Below are 16,449 nucleotides of genomic sequence, written 5' to 3' on the forward strand. Positions count from 1 at the left end.
TCCCCGGAACGGGGAGGGGGACCAGCGAAGCTGGTGGAGGGGCACCTTCGGTTTACCTTGTCGTCGATGTAGCGCTCCGCTGCGAGGTTCCCGGAAAGTTTGGTCGTCCAGTCTAGCGCTGCGTTAACCGCCTGTGCCCCTCCACCACCCTTCGGGTGGTCCCCCTCCCCCGCTGGGGGAGGATCGTCACGGCAGCAACCGGCCACTCCCGGTCATCGCTTTGCCGCCAACCTACCCCGTCGGCGCCGGGCGCGCCGTATCGATCAGCCGAAACCCGATATGGTCGGTCCCCAGGCTGCGTTCCTGAAACTGCCGCGCCGCGGGGCGATAGCGCGCGCAATAATTTGCGGCGCACAGGAAACTGCCGCCCTTGATGACATTGCTCTCGCCGCCCGCCGCACTGGTCGTCCATTCCCACACATTGCCGATCAGGTCGTGGACGCCATGCTCGTCGGCGGGGAAACAGGCGACCGGCGCGCGACCGGTAAAGCCGTCGGTGCCAAGGTCGCGCGCCGGAAAGGCGCCCTGATAATAATTCGCCTGCGGCCTGCCCGCCGTATCGACCGGGACATGGCGGTCGGCACCGCCCGTGGCGGCGGCCAGTTCCCATTGTTCCTCGCTGGGCAGCGCCTTGCCCGCCCAGCGCGCATAGGCGAGCGCGTCGTCATAACCGATCTGCACCACCGGCTCGCGGTCTTTCCCCTCGATCGCAGTACCGGGTCCCGCCGGATGGCGCCACTCGGCGCCAACGACCCAGCGCCACCAATTGGGATTGCCGTCGGTCGGCGCAGTGAACACCGCGCCGCCGGGGACCAGCATGTCGGGCGGCGCGCCCGGCAGCGGCGGCGGGTCGCGCTCGGCAAGGGTTTCGTATCCGGTCGCCTTGACGAAGGCGGCGAACTCGGCGTTGGTCACCTCGTGCGTCGCCATCCAGAAGCCCGCGACGCGAACCTCGCGCGGCGGTCCCTCTTCGGGCAGCCGCGCATCGGCGCCCATGGTAAAGGTCGCGCCGGGGATCCACGCATAATCCTCGGCGGGCATCGCCGGGCATTCGCGGGCGGCGGTCTTGGCGGGCGGTTCGTCCACCGCGGTCCCGCACCCGGCCAGCGCGCCCAGCGCCGCGATCGCCGCCGCCGCGCGCCGCTTCAAGCCGTGCCCCCGATCGTCGCCATCAGCGTTTCGACCATGTGCATCACAACCGTCCCGGCTTCTTCCGCCGACAGCCCTTGATCGTGGCGTAGCACGCGCCAGTTCTGGAACGACAGCGCCGCGCACAGCGCCTCGACCCCGATCCGGTCGGTCAGTACGTCACCGGGCAGCAGGCGCAGCAGCAGCTCGCGCTCCAGCATCACCACCTTGCCATATTGCCCCATCAGGAACGGCGACTGGTACCGCTTGATATTGGCGGCGAGGCGAAAGGGTAGGGTGGTTTCGAACACCCGCACCCGGCGGCGCACCATGTCGCGGACATTGGCGCGCCAGTCCTGGTCGGGATAGGGTGCGCTGACGATCGGCATCACCTGTTCGGTGATCGTCGCGGTAATCTCGGCATAGAGCGCGTCCATGTCGTCGAAATGGCGAAACACGGTGCGCAGCCCGATCCCGGCCTCCTCGGCCACGCGCGCCGCGCTCGGCGCCAGATCGCCGCCGACGATCAGCTCCATCATCGCCTCGACGATCCGCTTGTGGCTCGATCGCCCGCGTTCGCGGCGGCCGTCGACCCGCGCGGAAGCAGCCTTTGTCGCCATCGATTTGCTCGCCGCCTTGGTCATGGCTTCTCCGCTGGCCCAGCTTGACGCCGGGGTCAATGCCCGCGTCGCGATCGGTCTTGCGCCGCAACGAATAAAATGACACATATAGTGTCATAAGTTTCGGCGCAATGGGGAGGCGGGATCGATGGCCGGGCAGGGGGCGACCATAGCGGGCATATGGGCTGCTGCGCTGCTGCTGTGGCTCGCCTTCCTGCTTTTCTACGATGGCTGGCGCCGCCCGCTTCGCCGCGAGGAGATTGACGCCTTCTTGGCCACGCTGGGACCGCGCATGGCCGAAACGGGGAATGACGCGGCGCGGCTGCGCGCGTTTCTGGAGGCCGACGACGGGCGCGAGTTCGTGATGGTCAATCTGGTCGGCACGCGCGCCGGGCCGGTCACCGATCCGGACAGCGGCGAAACGCGCGAGGGCAGCGAATGGCTGCGGCGCTACTCCGACCCCTTCGTCCGCGGCCTGATCGCGCGCGGCGGGCATCCGCTGTTCGTCGGGCGGAAGGTTGGGGGCTATATCGACGCCTGGAATGTTCCCGCCGATCCCGGCTGGTCGCTGGTCGGCACGATGCGATACCGCAGCCGCCGCGACCTGATCCGCATGGCCAGCGACCCGGCGTTCCGCGCGGCGCATCCGGCCAAGCTGCTGGGAATCGCGACGACCTTTTCGTTCCCGACCCAGCGGCAGATCGCTTTTTACGCCAGCCCGCGGGTCACCATGGGGCTGTTGTTGGGGTTGCTGGCGGCATTAGCGCACATCGCCGTGCTGACGATAGGATAGGTTGGGGGTTGCCATGAAGAAAAGATGGATCGCATTGGGGGCCATCGCGGCGCTGGGCGTCGGCGGCTATTTCGCATTCGAGGCGAACAAATATCGCCTGCCCGGCATCCTGCAGGACTGGCGCGACCCGGTGCAGCCGAACCGGCCCGTCGCGTGGCAGCAGGGACCGGCGACGCCAGCCGCGGGCAAGCGCCCGCCCAACATCATCCTGATCGTCGCCGATGACCTTGGCTATAACGACATCAGCCTGAACGGCGGCGGCGTCGCGGACGGGATCGTCAAAACGCCGAACATCGACGCCTTGGCGCGCGAGGGGGTGAATTTCACCACCGCCTATGCCGCCAACGCCACCTGCTCGCCGTCGCGCGCCGCGATGATGACGGGGCGCTATCCGACGCGCTTCGGCTTCGAATTTACCGCGGTGCCCGTCCAGTTCGCCGAAAACATGGCGCATGGCGAAGGCGTCGGGCCGCTGCGGGCGATTTTTCATGGCGACCGGATCACCCCCGACATCCCCGACTATCCCGACATGGGGGTTCCCGCGAACGAGGTGACGATTGCCGAGGCGGTGAAGGCGGCGGGTTACCACACGCTGCACATCGGCAAATGGCATCTGGGCGAGGCGCCCGCCTTGCGGCCGGAGGCGCAGGGTTTCGACGAAACCCTTGCGGTGCTGGCGGGCGGCGCGATGTTCATGCGCGAGGATGATCCCGGGGTCGTCAATGCCAAACTGCCATGGGATCCGATCGATCGCTTCCTGTGGGCCAATCTGCGTCACGCGGTGACCTTCAACAGCAGCAAGCGTTTCTATCCGCGCGGTCATATGACCGACTATTTCGCCGAAGAGGCGATGAAGGCGATCGAAGCGAACCGCAATCGACCTTTCTTCCTGTACCTCGCGTTCAACGCGCCACACACCCCATTGCAGGCGACCAAGGCTGATTACGACCGGCTGCCGCAGATCAAGGACCACAAGACGCGCGTCTATGGCGCGATGATCGCCCAGCTGGACCGGCGGATCGGCGACGTAATGGCGAAGCTGAAAGAACAGGGGATCGACGACGATACGCTCGTCATCTTCACCAGCGACAATGGCGGCGCGTGGTATAACGGGATCGAGCGGCTGAACGCGCCCTTCCGCGGCTGGAAGGCGACTTTTTTCGAAGGCGGCATTCGCACGCCCCTGTTCATGCGCTGGCCGGGCGGTATCGCACCCGGGACACAGCGCGCCGACGTGACGGGCCATCTCGACATCTTCTCGACGATCGCGGCCGCGGCGGGCGCCGCGGTGCCGCGCGACCGGACGATCGATAGCGAAAATATCCTTGCCGGTCCGGCCAGCCGGTCCGCGATGTTCTGGCGATCGGGCGACTATCGCGCGGTGCGCGCGGGCGACTGGAAATTGCAGGTGACGAAACGCCCCGAAAAGGCGCGGCTCTATAATCTCGCCGCTGATCCGACCGAACAAAAGGATCTCGCGGCGAGCGACCCGCAGCGCGTCGCGGCGCTGCACGCGCTGATCGAGGCGCAGAACAAGGGCATGGCGAAACCGATCTGGCCCGGGTTGATCGAAGGCCCGGTGCGCATCGACGTGCCGCTGAACGCGCCGTGGCGCGACGGGCAGGACTATATCTACTGGGCGAACTGAGCGGGCTGGCGCCTCGCGGCGTCAGGCCGGTACCCGGTGATCTGGATGAATGGTGCGGTCGAGAAGACTCGAACTTCCACGGCCTTTCGGCCACAACGACCTCAACGTTGCGCGTCTACCAGTTCCGCCACGACCGCACATCATGATGGGGCCGAACGGGTCCGGCTCCGGGTAGGAGCGGGCGCCTAGCAAAGCTTTCGGGGCGATGCAAGCGAGCTTCGCTGCATTTATTTTTGCAGGTGCGAAGGCGCCGCGCCGCTCGCGAGCTGCTTTGCGCCGCGATTGTCATCGACTGGACTCAAAAGCGTCACGCATCTGTCACGGCTCTGGCGTCAGACCGTCATCGAATCACCCTAGTGGCGGCGTCACCGGGGGCGAAGCATCGTTCACCGGTGATTTTTCATCAGGGGCGCGGCTCGACCATCGTCGGGGGCGCACACCGGGAACGGAGATTTTCATGGCGGCTTTCGCACGCGTTCGTTTGGTCATGCTCAGCGGCGTGGCTTGTTCTATTCTGGCCGCCTGCGGCGCCGACGGCGTTGCTTCGCCGGGTGAAGGCGTGATCGTCATTCCCGCCCCGGCACCGGCCCCGACGCCCACGCCGACCCCCACCCCGACCCCGACGGGGGTTACGCCCGCCGCCAACTGCCCGACCATCGCCGGTCCCGACCAGCTGGCGAACCTCGGCACGATCACCGGTCCCGGCGGCGAATGGCGCAATTGCGGCTTCCCGACGCGCTTCACCGCGACGACCGCGATCCCGAAGGTTCCCGGCGTGCTCTATTCGCTGCCCGGCCGCGTCGATGTCGGCACCGACCAGGGCGCAACCAGCACCAACAATGTCGTCACGCTGACGATCGATCCGGGCGTCACCGTGTTCGGCGCAACCGGCGTGTCGTTCCTCGCGGTCAATCGCGGCAACCGCATCGACGCGGTCGGCACCCCGACCCAGCCGATCATCTTCACCGGCCGCGGTAATGTCGTCGGTTCGGCGAACGACCAGACGTCGCAGCTGTGGGGCGGCATCGTGCTGCTCGGCCGCGCGCCGATCACCGACTGCCTTGCCCCCGGCGCGACCCCCGGCACCGCAGCGTGCGAGCGCGACACCGAAGGCACGTCGAACGCGCTGTACGGCGGCGCGCAGCCGGGCGACAATTCGGGCCGCCTGTCCTATGTCCAGATCCGCTATTCGGGCTTCATCCTGTCGGCAGCGAGCGAACTGCAGGGGCTGACCCCGTCGGGCGTCGGCAACAACACCCAGATCGACCATGTCCAGATCCACAACAGCTCGGACGACGGCATCGAAGTGTTCGGCGGTCGCGTCAACATGAAGCATCTGGTCGTCACCGGCGCCGAAGATGACGGGCTCGACACCGACGTCGGCTATCAGGGCAACATCCAGTACGTCATCGGCGTGCAGCGCGAAGGCGGTGCGGTCGGCGACTCGATGATGGAAATCGACTCGAACGGTAACGAGGACACCTCGCCGCGCCAGCGCGTGAACCTGTCGAACTTCACCTATATCCACCGCAACAATGCGGCGGGCAACGGCGTGTCGATCCTGATCCGTGGCGGCGCCGACTATACCTTTGCCAACGGGCTGATCGTGGCGCCGGGCTTCCGCTGCCTTGGCATGAACAGCGCGACGACGGTGCAGGCTGCGGGCGCCGCGGCCGACGAACAGGGACCGCCGGTGTTCCGTTCGGTGTCGATGCAGTGCAACGCCTCGCCGTTCCGCGGCACCAGCGGCGTCACCGACGCGCAGGTGCAGGCGATCTTCGACGGCGGCACGAACAACCGGTCGAACTATGTCCCGACGCTGACCAACCTGTTCGTCAATGGCGCGACCGAAACCGGCTTCACGCCGTTCAATGCCAAGACGCTGAACGCCTTCTTCGACACCACGGCCTATGTCGGCGCCGTCCGCGACGCCAACGACACCTGGTACCAGGGTTGGACGTGCAACTCGTCGACGGCGAACTTCGGCACCGCCAGCGGCAGCTGCAGCGCCATCCCGACGACCTGATCGCTCGCGATCCATTGGGGAGCGGGCACGCCTGACGGGCTGGCCCGCTCCCTTCCTGCATATTCCTTGGGGACTTTCACCATGACCAAGCGGCCGATCTTCGCCAGCCTGCTTCTTCTCAGCTCCGCGCTCGTTGCGCCCGCTGCGCTCGCGCAGGACGCCAGCGCCGAACCCGCCGCCGATACGCCGACCGCCGCCGACGAGCCGGTCGCCGACGAAGCTGCGGCGCAGGACGAGGATGGCGACATTTCGATCCCCGGCGGCGCCGATCAGGAAATCGTCGTCACCGGCCGCTACACCCCCAATATCGTCCGCGCGACCCCCGAGGTCGTGTCGGTGCTGTCGTCGGCCGACATCGCGCGTACCGGCGAGGGCGATATTTCGGGCTCGCTCCAGCGCGTCACCGGCCTGTCGGTCGTCGGCAGCGGCTTCGTCTACGTCCGCGGCCTTGGCGACCGCTATTCGCTCGCGCTTCTGAACGGTTCGCCGCTGCCCAGCCCCGAACCGCTGAAGCGTGTCGTTCCGCTCGACATCTTCCCCTCGAACGTCATCGATTCGACGCTGGTCCAGAAAAGCTATTCGGCGAACTTCCCCGGCGAATTCGGCGGCGGCGTGATCAACCTCACCACCAAATCGACCCCGCGCGAACCCTTTCTGACCTTCAGCGGCGGCATCGGCTGGGACAGCGAGACGACGAACGAGCTCGGCTATACCTATTATGGCAGCGACACCGACTGGACCGGTTTCGACGACGGCACTCGCGACGTGCCGCCGCTGCTGAAAGCCGCCTTTGCCAGCGGCAAGCCGATCCTCGAGGGCGCCGATTACAGCCAGGACGATCTGGAAGCGATCCAGATGGAGCTGGTCAACGCCGAAACGACGCTGCTGCAACAAAATAACCATATCCCGGTCAACTGGTCGGCGGGGATCACCGGCGGCACGACGATCTCCTTTGCCGATGGCGAGTTGGGGATCATCGCGACCGCGGGGATCAGCAACAAATGGCGCACCCGCGACACGTTGCAGCAGACCTCTCTCAACCTCGATCTCGCGGGCGATCCGCAGACCAGCTACAACCGCGTCATCACCGACAATCGCATCGTCGTGAACGGCCTGATCGGCTTCGGGCTCGAACTCGGCGATCACAAGCTGCGGTGGACCAACCTTTATATCCGCGACACGTTGAAGCAGGCGCGGCTGGGGCTCGGGACCGACGCGAACCAGGTCGGCCGCGACATCATGAAGCAGGACACCGCCTGGTACGAACGCCAGCTGATCAATACCCAGCTGGTGGGCGAATTCCAGTTCGACGCGCTGAAACTCGACCTGCGCGGCGCCTATGCCAATTCGCAGCGCGAAGCGCCCTATGAGCGCGGCTTTACCTATGTCCGCACCAATCTGCCGACGACGCAGGATCCCACCGGTGACAAGTTCGTCAACGATCTCGGCGGCAACCGCGGCGATGCGACGATCGCATTTTCGGACCTCAACGAAAATCTGTGGTCGGGCGGCGTCGATCTGTCGTACGAGCTGGCACCGCAGATCACCGCGACGGTCGGCTACGCCTATACCGACACCAGCCGCACCGCGGTGCGCCGGGCGTTCCAGTTCCGCGCCCCGGGGCTGCCGGTCGCGGTGACGCAGCTCCGCCCCGACTATCTGCTGTCCGACGCGACGATCCAGCTTTACGACATCGCCCTGCTCGAAACCTCGGCGCAGGACGGCACCGCCGCCTTTGACGCCGGGCTGACGACGCACGCCGGCTATGCCCAGCTGCAGGCCGAACTTGTGTCGGGGATGAACGTCAATGTCGGCATCCGGTACGAAGATGCCAAACAGACCGTCGTGCCGATCGACCTGTTCGGGTCGGGCGGCAGCGCGATCGCGCAGACCAACCTGAACAACAGCTATTGGCTGCCCGCGGTCACGCTGACCTGGGAAGTCGCGCCCGATATGCAGGTGCGCATGAACGCATCGAACACCATCGCCCGGCCGCAGTTCCGCGAGCTGATCGCGCAAATCTATCAGGATCCTGAATCGAACCGCCAGTTCCGCGGCAACCCGTCGCTCAGCGACAGCGAGCTGTGGAACGCCGAGCTGCGTTACGAATGGTATTTCGCCAAGGATCAGCGGCTGACCGCGGCGGGCTTCTTCAAGAAGATCGAAAACCCGATCGAGGCCTATACCTCGCTCAGCACCGATTCGGTCGCGAACACCAGCTTTGCCAATGCGCCCAAGGCGTTGCTGTATGGCGGCGAGATCGAGGTGCAGAAATATTTCGCGCTCGACACGCTGTCGGATGCGGCCTTCTGGGCCAGCCGCCGGCTGGTGCTGATCGGCAACTACACCTTTACGAAGTCGGAGATTCAGGTCGGCGCCGGCGACACCACCGTCATCAACGGCGTGGTGCAGGATGCCCGCAACTTCTTCTTCGACGGATCGCCGTTGACCGGCCAGTCGGACCATCTGATCAACTTCCAGATCGGGCTCGAAGATCAGGACAAATTGTCGCAGCAGACAATTCTGGTCACCTTCGCCAGCCCGCGCGTCACCAGCCGCGGTCCGTCGGGCCAGCCCGACATCCGCGAAAAGCCCGGCATCTCGGTCGATTTCGTTGCGCGGCAGGGGCTGAGCCTGCTGAACAAGGAGATCGAGCTGAAGTTCGAGGCGCGCAATCTGACCGGGCGCAAATATCAGGAAGTGCAGGAAAGCGGCGACAACCGCCTCTTCCTTAACCGTTATAAACTCGGGCGGACTTTCTCGCTCAGCGCTTCGCTGAAGTTCTGAAGCTCCAATCCTCCCTGTGGCGAAGCCATGGGGAGTCGCAGACGGCGCGCAGCGCCAGCGGGACCGTCCCCGCGAAAGCGGGGATGGTGGAGGGGCATTTACGTCTGCGCCAAAGCCCCTCCGTCAGCGCTCCGCGCTGCCACCTCCCCATCGCTGCGCGACAGGGAGGATCATGGCCCCCACCCGCCGCACCGGACTCGCCCGTCCGTCAAAAAACTGTAATCTCCCGGTCAACTGATTGTCACCAACCGCCCCTAGGCGATTCGTGAGACCGCTTTTCAGTTGGGGGACAGGGAAGAATAATGGCGACGCTGATGTCCGGATCGGCTGTTCGGTTGCCCCGTGCGCTGCCTTCCTGGCTGCGCGCCGGCAAGCGCTCGCCGCGCGAGATCTGGCCGGCGCTGCTCGTCGGCTTGCTCGGCGCGCTGCTGATCTGGCAACTCGTCCGCCTGCTCTGGACCGCCATCACCCCCTTGTCGCCGCTCGGCTCGTGGCAACCGCAGGCGGCGGTCATCGCCTCGCCCGCCGAACGGCGCGCGCTGTTCACCAGCCTCGATCCCTTTTTCCGCAGCAACACTCAGGGTGCGGCCACCGCGACCGTGACGTCGGCGGGGCTGACCCTGTTCGGAATCAACCTCAACGAGGCGACGGGCGGCGGCTCGGCGATCATCGCGGGCGAGGATGGCGTGCAGACCAGCTATGCCGTCGGCGACGAGATTGCGCCGGGATTGAAGCTCGCCGGTATCGCCTTCGATCATGTCCTGCTCGATCGCGGCGGAGCCCGCGAAAGCCTGTTCCTCGACCAGAGCGGCGAGGCGCCGGTCGCGACGCCCGCGACGCCGCTGCCCGCACCGACTCCCGAAGTCGGGTCGGGCGCGGCGAGCGGCGTGAGCGCCAGTGGCGAAATGTCGCCCGCGACGCTGAAGGCCGGGGTCGGGTTTGCGCCGCGGACCGAAAATGGCCGCGTTACCGGACTGGTCGTCCAGCCGCAGGGCGACGGAGCGGTGTTCCGCGCCGCAGGGCTGCGCCCGGGCGATGTCATCCGCTCGGTCAACGGCCGTCCGATCGGGTCGGCCAGCGACGCCGCAGCGCTCGCCAACCAGATCGCGCCCGGCGCGCGCATCTCGCTCGAAGTCGAACGCGGCGCCAGCGTCGTTCCCGTCGCCATCTTTCTTTCGAAATAGGTTTTATGCGTTTCAAACTGTCCCTGATGCTCGCCGCCGCGCTCGTATCCGCCGCTCCGGTACCGGCATCCGCCCAATATACGCTCAACGTCCGCGACGCCGACATCCGCGCCTTTATCCAGGATGCGGCGCGAATCACGGGGCGGACCTTCGTGATCGACGGGCGCGTCAACGGCAAGGTGTCGGTCGTCACCGACCGGCCGCTGTCGCGCAGCGAATATTTCGAGATTTTCCTGTCGACGCTGCGGTCGAACGGGCTGGTCGCGGTCCCCGGCCCCAATGGCAGCTACCGCGTCCAGCCGATCGACGGCGCCGCCGCGCAGCCGGGCCGCATCGGCAGCGGCGGCGCGGCGCAGAACCAGTTCGTCACCGAAATCATCCGTCTCCGGCATATTGACGCGGTCGCGGCGGTCGAAACCCTCCGCCCGCTGGTCAGCGCGCAGGGCTCGCTCACCGCGAACCGCAACGCCAACAGCCTTGTCGTCGCCGACTTCGCCGACAATATTCGCCGCATCCGCGCGCTCGCCGCCAGCATCGACCGCGACAGCTCGACCAGCCAGATCGTCACGCTCAAAAATGCTGGGGCGCGCGAAATCGCCGCGGCGCTGACCGCGCTCGTTCCCGCGGCGGGCGAGGGCGCGCGCGCGCCGCTCGCGATCGTGCCGATCGACAGCAGCAATGCCATCGCGCTTCGCGGCGACCAAGCGCTCGTCGCGCGCTTCGTGTCGATGGCGAACGACCTCGACGCCAAGGCGGCGGGCGGTACCGAGCTTCGCGTCTATTGGCTTGAACATGCCAATGCCGAAACGCTGCTGCCGACGCTGCAACAGCTGATCGGCGGCGGCAGCGATCCGGCACAAAAGGCGGGCCTGCCGCCCGCGTCTACCTCATCGTCGTCGTCCGGCGGCGGCACCGCGCCCGTCGCCGCGGCACCGGCGCAAGCGACATCGGTCGGCGGGGGCGGCAGCGGCAGCATCTCGACCCGCGGCCCCGCGATCGTCACGCGCTACGAGGGCGCCAACGCGATCATTGTGGCGGCGAACAGCGAAGTGCAGCGCATGCTCGGCGAATTGATCCGCCAGCTCGACAGCCGGCGCCAGCAGGTGCTGGTCGAGGCGATCGTGGTCGAAATTGGGGACGATGCGGCCAAGCGCCTCGGCGTCCAGTTCCTGCTCGGCGGCAAGAATATCCCGTTCGTCGCGACCAGCTACAGCAATGCGTCGCCCAATATCCTGACGCTCGGCGGCGCCTATGCCGCGAACCAGCTGTCGCAGGAAACGACGACGGTCAACGGCAACACGACGGTCACGCAAACGAACAGCTCGCTCGGCAACAGCCTGCAGGAAGCGGCGGCAGCATCGCTGTTGCAGGCGACGGGCGGGTTCGCGGGCTTCGCGGGCGACATCGGCAAGAACACGATCTTTGGCGCGATCATCAACGCGGTGAAATCGGACACGACGTCGAACCTGCTCGCGACCCCGCACATCGTCACGCTCGACAATCAGGCGGCAAAATTCCTTGTCGGGCAGGACGTCCCGATCACCACCGGCGAAAAGCTCGGCACCAATTTCGAAAATGCCTTCCGCACCGTTCAGCGCGAAGAGGTCGGGATCAAGCTGGAGGTCACCCCGCAGGTCAATGGCGCGGGCGAGGTGAAGATGTTCCTGCGCCAGGAAGTATCGAGCGTCGCCGGGCCGGTGTCGTCGCGCAACAGCGACCTCATCCTCAACAAGCGCGCGTTCGAAACCGTGCTCACCGTCGACGACGGCGAAATCCTCGCGATCGGCGGTCTGCTCAACGATGACGAGCGCAAGACGATCGAGCGCATCCCGCTTCTGAGCGACATTCCGCTACTCGGCGAATTGTTCAAATCGCGCAGCCGCACCCGGTCGAAAACCAACCTCATGGTCTTCATCCGCCCGACGATCCTGCGCAATCGCGAGGATAATGCCGCGCTCACCGCGCGGCGTTACGGCTATATCCGCGACTTCCAGCTCCAGCGGAACCCGGACGAGGAGCCCGCGATCGATACGCTGGTGCGCGACTATCTGGGCGCCGTCCCGCCGGTCCCGACCGAGGCGACCGCCGCCGACATCACCGTCGGTCCGGTCAACCTGCCCGAACTGCGCGGTCCCGATGGCCGCGTCATCTCGACCGACGTGCCGCCGTCGGTTTCGCAGACGCCAGCGCCGCCGCCCGGAGACTATCCGTGACCGACATCGAACCGGCGGCGCCTCCCCCGGCGCCGGTTGATATTCCCTACGGCTTCGCGCGCAGCCATGGCGTCGTCATCGCGCCGGATGGCGAGGGCCGCTGGCTCGCAACGCTGCGCGAAGGCAGCGATCCGGCGGTGCTGATCGAGGTCAAGCGCTATCTGGCGCAGCCGCTGCGCGTCGCGACCGCGGGCGCCGCCGATTTCGACCGGCTGCTCTCCGATCATTATGCCGTCGACAGCTCGGCCGCCGCGATGGCGGGGTCGCTCGATGGCAGCGACCTCGAACTCGGCATCCCGAGCGCCGAGGATCTGCTCGACAGCGCCGACGACGCCCCGGCGATCCGCCTGATCAACGCGATCATCGCAGAAGCGGTGCGCCAGGGCGTCAGCGACATCCATATCGAGCCCTATGAAAGCGGCCTCGTCGTCCGCATGCGCACCGACGGCGTGCTGCGCGAACATCTGCGGATGCCGCCGCATGTCGCGCCGGTGGTGGTCAGCCGCATCAAGGTGATGGCGCGGCTCGACATCGCCGAACGCCGCGTGCCGCAGGACGGGCGCATCGGGCTGACGCTCGCGGGCAAGGCGGTCGATGTCCGCGTCTCGACGCTGCCTAGCCGCGCGGGCGAGCGCGTCGTGATGCGTATCCTCGACAAGGATGCGGCGGGGATCGACTTCGACGTGCTCGGCCTGTCGGGCGCCGCCGACCAGATTTTGCGCGAGGCGCTCGCCGAACCCAATGGCATCATCCTCGTCACCGGCCCGACCGGATCGGGCAAGACGACGACGCTTTACGCGGCGCTCAAACAGCTCAACGACGGCCAGCGCAATATCCTGACCGTCGAAGACCCGGTCGAATATGCCGTCGACGGCGTCGGCCAGACACAGGTGAACAGCAAGGTCGGGCTCGATTTCGCCGCGGGCCTTCGCGCGATCCTGCGCCAGGATCCCGATGTCGTGATGGTCGGCGAAATTCGCGACCGCGAAACCGCCGACATCGCGGTGCAGGCCTCGCTCACCGGCCACCTCGTCCTCTCGACCGTCCACACCAATGACGCCGTCGGCGCAATAACGCGCCTTAAAGACTTGAAAGTAGAACCTTTTCTTCTCGCCTCAACCTTGCGCGCCGTGATCGCCCAGCGCCTTGTGCGCAAACTTTGCGACAATTGCCGCGAACCGGTGCAGGCCGACAACAGCATGGCCGCGATCCTCGGGCTCGACATCGGCACGGTGATCTGGCGCCCCAAGGGCTGCGACCAGTGCGGCGGCACCGGTTTCAAGGGCCGCATCGGCGTGTTCGAGGCGATCAAGGTCGACGAGACGGTGCGCCGCTACATCTATAACGGCGGCGACGAGGCGATGATCACCAAGCACGCCTTCCTGAAAGCGCCGACGCTGGCGTCATCGGCGCGGGCGATGGTGGCCAAGGGGCTGACCACCGCCGAGGAAGCGATCCGCATCGCGCGGCGCGAGGAAATCGATGCCTGATTATCGCTATGTGGCGATCGACAGCCAGGGCCGCGAACGCAAGGGGCGGCTGACCGCCGCGAACGACGACGCCGCGCGCGCCGATCTCGTTCGCCGCAAATTTCATATCGTCGAAGTCGCGGCGGCGGGCGCGAAACCGACGGCGGGGCATTCGCTCTTTGCCTTTCGCCGCACCCGATTGTCGTCGAAGGAACTCGCGCTCTTCACGCGCCAGCTCGCGACGCTCGCCGAGGTCGCGCCGCTCGAGGAAGCGCTGCGCACGCTGACGCGGCAGAGCGAGGCGGAGAAGGCGCGCGACGTGATCGGCGACGTCCACGCGGGTTTGCTCGAAGGCCGCCGCCTTGCCGACGCGATGGCGCGCCAGCCCGCCAGCTTTCCGCCGCTCTACCGCGCGATGGTCGCCGCCGGCGAAACCACGGGCAGCCTGACGACCATCCTCGCGCGCCTCGCCGATCTGCTCGAACGGCAGGCCGAGGTGCGCGGCAAGCTGATCGCCGCACTCGCTTACCCGATCGTGCTCGCGGTGGTCGCGATCGGCGTCGTCGCGGCGCTGATGATCTTCGTCGTCCCGCGCGTCGTCGAACAATTCACCGACACCGGCCAGCAGCTCCCGTTCCTGACGCGTGCGGTGATTGCGATTTCGGGCTTTGCGGCAAACTGGTGGTGGTTGATTGCGCTGCTCCTCGTCGCGGCGAGTTTCGGCTGGGCGGCGGCGATGCGGCGGCCCGCGTTCAAGGCGCGGGTCGATGCGCGGCTGCTGCGCCTGCCGCTCCTCGGCCGCTTGCTCCGCGATCTTTATGCCGCGCGCTTTGCCCGCACCCTGGCGACGATGGTGTCGAGCCGTCTGCCGCTCGTCGAGGGGCTGCGGCTCACGCTCCCGACGATCCGCAACGCCGCGCTCGCCGGCGCGACCGCGACCATCGTCGATCAGGTCCGCGCCGGGGGCAGCCTGTCGGCCGCGCTCCGCGACGCTGGCGTCTTTCCGCCGCTGCTCGTCTATATGACCGCGAGCGGTGAAAGCGCGGGGCGGCTCGAGGTGATGCTCGAGCGCGCGGCCGATTATCTGGAGCGCGAATTCGACCGCTTTACGGCGGCATCGATGGCGTTACTCGAACCTGTCATAATAGTCCTTATGGGGTCGTGCGTCGCCCTCATCATCCTCGCCATCCTGCTTCCGATCCTTCAGTTGCAGAACCTTGCCGGAATATAATAAATGTCGCTGATGCAGCTTTTCCTTCGCCTGATGCTCGACACCTCCTTTCCCGGCGAAGGCCGCGCACCGGTCCGCCGCCGCCGCAAAAAGGGCGAGCGCGGTTTCACGCTCACCGAGCTGATGGTCGTGATCTTCATCATCGGCCTGCTCGCGACCGTCGTGATGATCAACGTCCTGCCCAGCCAGGATCGGGCAATGGTGACCAAGGCGAAGGCGGATATTGCGACGCTGGAAAGCGCGCTGGAACAATATCGGCTCGACAATCTGACCTATCCCGCATCGACCGACGGGCTGAATGCGCTGTCGACCCCGCCGCCCTCGCTCGCACAGCCCGAACGCTATCGCCGCGGCGGCTATATCAAGAAACTGCCCGCCGATCCGTGGGGGCGCCCCTATAATTATCAGGCGCCGGGGCCGAACGGAAAGGCGTTCGACGTCTGGTCGCTCGGCGCCGATGGCGCGCCCGGCGGGACCGACGACAATGCGGATATTCGCGCCGACAGCTGAGACGCGCCCGCGTCCCCACGCCAACGGCTTTACCCTCGTCGAACTGATGATCGTGCTGGCGATCATGGCGCTCGCCGCGACCGCGGTCGCGCTCACGCTTCCGGGCGAGGAACGGAGCGTACGCAGCGAAGCCGACCGGCTCGCCGCGCGCCTCGCCGCGGCGCGCGATGTCGCGGTGATCGAAGGGCGCAGCGTCGCGGTCAATTTCGCGCCGTCGGGCTATGGCTTCGAGCGGCGGATCGGCGGCGAATGGCAGCCGCTTCCCGGACGCGCCTTCGAACATCGCAACTGGCCGGGCGATGTCCGGTTTTCGGCGGGCGATGGCCGCGGTGCGGCGCGCATCTTGTTCGATCGCGTCGGCATCAGTCCGACGCCGCAGGCGGTCGTGCTGACCGGCGGCGATGCGCGCGAGATCGTCCGCGTCTCGGCGACGGGGGAGGTCAGCCGTGGCCAGTGAGCGCGGCCAGACACGCGAAAGCGGCTTCACCCTGCTCGAAATGCTCGTGGCCTTGAGCGTCATCAGCATCGCCGCGCTCGCGCTGATCCGGCTCGACGCCTATGCGGTGCGCACCGCGGGCGACCTCGACGAAAGCACGATGGCGGGTATCGTCGCGCAAAATCGCGCCGTCGAGCTGTGGACCGATCCGGCGCCGCCCACGATCGGCAACAGCGCGATCGGGGTGGCCAATGCAGGACGCAACTGGCGCGTCGAACAGCGCGTCGCGCGAACCGCCGACGACAGCCTGCTGCGCATCGACCTCACCGTCCGCCCCGAAAGCGGGCGTGGGCAGGCGGTGCTGACGATCATCCGGCCGTCGCGATGAGATTGCGCGCCGCCCC

The 16,449-nt window shown here is 66.8% G+C and carries 13 protein-coding genes and 1 tRNA gene; 11 read left to right on the top strand and 3 right to left on the bottom strand.

The window, feature by feature from the left end:
* Positions 1-231: 231 nt before the first annotated feature.
* Together SPYCW_RS02930 and SPYCW_RS02935 are read right to left on the bottom strand one after the other, a co-directional pair.
* A complete protein-coding gene (locus SPYCW_RS02930; protein WP_120215520.1) occupies positions 232-1,149 on the bottom strand; it encodes a formylglycine-generating enzyme family protein in 918 nt (305 codons plus the stop codon).
* Positions 1,146-1,772, bottom strand: a complete 627-nt coding sequence (locus tag SPYCW_RS02935; RefSeq protein WP_120215521.1) for a TetR/AcrR family transcriptional regulator — start codon at positions 1,770-1,772, stop codon at positions 1,146-1,148. Before SPYCW_RS02935 ends, SPYCW_RS02930 begins: the two co-directional genes overlap by 4 nt.
* A gap of 124 nt (positions 1,773-1,896) precedes the next feature.
* Between SPYCW_RS02935 and SPYCW_RS02940 the strand changes: the two genes are divergently transcribed.
* Positions 1,897-2,541 carry a hypothetical protein gene (locus SPYCW_RS02940; RefSeq protein WP_120215522.1) on the top strand — a complete coding sequence of 215 codons (645 nt, stop codon included), beginning with the start codon at positions 1,897-1,899 and terminating at the stop codon, positions 2,539-2,541.
* Positions 2,542-2,554: 13 nt separating this feature from the next.
* Positions 2,555-4,189 carry a sulfatase-like hydrolase/transferase gene (locus SPYCW_RS02945; RefSeq protein WP_120215523.1) on the top strand — a complete coding sequence of 545 codons (1,635 nt, stop codon included), beginning with the start codon at positions 2,555-2,557 and terminating at the stop codon, positions 4,187-4,189.
* A gap of 50 nt (positions 4,190-4,239) precedes the next feature.
* Here the strand turns inward: SPYCW_RS02945 and SPYCW_RS02950 are convergent.
* A tRNA-Leu gene (locus SPYCW_RS02950) sits at positions 4,240-4,326 on the bottom strand.
* Between the two features lie 320 nt (positions 4,327-4,646).
* On the opposite strand from SPYCW_RS02950, the gene SPYCW_RS02955 reads away from it, so the two are divergent.
* From SPYCW_RS02955 to gspI, 9 genes are all read left to right on the top strand, one after another.
* Entirely contained in the window at positions 4,647-6,215 is a 1,569-nt protein-coding gene (locus SPYCW_RS02955; protein WP_120215524.1) for a hypothetical protein, read from the top strand.
* Positions 6,216-6,296: 81 nt separating this feature from the next.
* The gene (locus SPYCW_RS02960) at positions 6,297-9,002 is read left to right on the top strand and encodes a TonB-dependent receptor domain-containing protein (protein ID WP_120215525.1); all 2,706 of its coding nucleotides are present in this window, start codon (positions 6,297-6,299) and stop codon (positions 9,000-9,002) included.
* 302 nt (positions 9,003-9,304) lie between these two features.
* A complete protein-coding gene (locus tag SPYCW_RS02965) occupies positions 9,305-10,186 on the top strand; it encodes a type II secretion system protein N (RefSeq protein ID WP_120215526.1) in 882 nt (293 codons plus the stop codon).
* A 5-nt stretch (positions 10,187-10,191) separates the two neighbouring features.
* Complete coding sequence (gspD, locus tag SPYCW_RS02970) at positions 10,192-12,399, top strand: type II secretion system secretin GspD (protein WP_120215527.1); 2,208 nt, start codon at positions 10,192-10,194, stop codon at positions 12,397-12,399.
* Complete coding sequence (locus SPYCW_RS02975; protein WP_120215528.1) at positions 12,396-13,889, top strand: GspE/PulE family protein; 1,494 nt, start codon at positions 12,396-12,398, stop codon at positions 13,887-13,889. The genes gspD and SPYCW_RS02975 overlap by 4 nt, the downstream gene beginning before the upstream one ends.
* Entirely contained in the window at positions 13,882-15,099 is a 1,218-nt protein-coding gene (gene gspF, locus SPYCW_RS02980) for a type II secretion system inner membrane protein GspF (RefSeq protein WP_120215529.1), read from the top strand. Before SPYCW_RS02975 ends, gspF begins: the two co-directional genes overlap by 8 nt.
* A 3-nt stretch (positions 15,100-15,102) precedes the next feature.
* Positions 15,103-15,609, top strand: a complete 507-nt coding sequence (gspG, locus tag SPYCW_RS02985) for a type II secretion system major pseudopilin GspG (RefSeq protein ID WP_120215530.1) — start codon at positions 15,103-15,105, stop codon at positions 15,607-15,609.
* Positions 15,584-16,066, top strand: coding sequence for a GspH/FimT family pseudopilin (locus tag SPYCW_RS02990; RefSeq protein WP_120215531.1), 483 nt, complete (start codon positions 15,584-15,586; stop codon positions 16,064-16,066). Before gspG ends, SPYCW_RS02990 begins: the two co-directional genes overlap by 26 nt.
* Positions 16,056-16,433: a type II secretion system minor pseudopilin GspI gene (gspI, locus tag SPYCW_RS02995; RefSeq protein WP_232014812.1), complete on the top strand. Its 378-nt coding sequence runs from the start codon at positions 16,056-16,058 to the stop codon at positions 16,431-16,433. The genes SPYCW_RS02990 and gspI overlap by 11 nt, the downstream gene beginning before the upstream one ends.
* The last annotated feature ends 16 nt before the right edge of the window (positions 16,434-16,449 follow it).

The organism is Sphingopyxis sp. EG6 (assembly GCF_003609815.1).
Classification (GTDB): Bacteria; Pseudomonadota; Alphaproteobacteria; order Sphingomonadales; family Sphingomonadaceae; genus Sphingopyxis.

Bases quoted from the DNA above. Each gene is read 5' to 3' on its own strand.
- gspD (WP_120215527.1), top strand. From the start codon at position 10,192: ATGCGTTTCAAACTGTCCCTGATGCTCGCCGCCGCGCTCGTATCCGCC.
- gspF (WP_120215529.1), top strand. From the start codon at position 13,882: ATGCCTGATTATCGCTATGTGGCGATCGACAGCCAGGGCCGCGAACGC.
- SPYCW_RS02965 (WP_120215526.1), top strand. From the start codon at position 9,305: ATGGCGACGCTGATGTCCGGATCGGCTGTTCGGTTGCCCCGTGCGCTG.
- SPYCW_RS02990 (WP_120215531.1), top strand. From the start codon at position 15,584: ATGCGGATATTCGCGCCGACAGCTGAGACGCGCCCGCGTCCCCACGCC.
- SPYCW_RS02945 (WP_120215523.1), top strand. From the start codon at position 2,555: ATGAAGAAAAGATGGATCGCATTGGGGGCCATCGCGGCGCTGGGCGTC.
- SPYCW_RS02955 (WP_120215524.1), top strand. From the start codon at position 4,647: ATGGCGGCTTTCGCACGCGTTCGTTTGGTCATGCTCAGCGGCGTGGCT.
- gspG (WP_120215530.1), top strand. From the start codon at position 15,103: ATGTCGCTGATGCAGCTTTTCCTTCGCCTGATGCTCGACACCTCCTTT.
- SPYCW_RS02960 (WP_120215525.1), top strand. From the start codon at position 6,297: ATGACCAAGCGGCCGATCTTCGCCAGCCTGCTTCTTCTCAGCTCCGCG.
- SPYCW_RS02940 (WP_120215522.1), top strand. From the start codon at position 1,897: ATGGCCGGGCAGGGGGCGACCATAGCGGGCATATGGGCTGCTGCGCTG.
- SPYCW_RS02935 (WP_120215521.1), bottom strand. From the start codon at position 1,772: ATGACCAAGGCGGCGAGCAAATCGATGGCGACAAAGGCTGCTTCCGCG.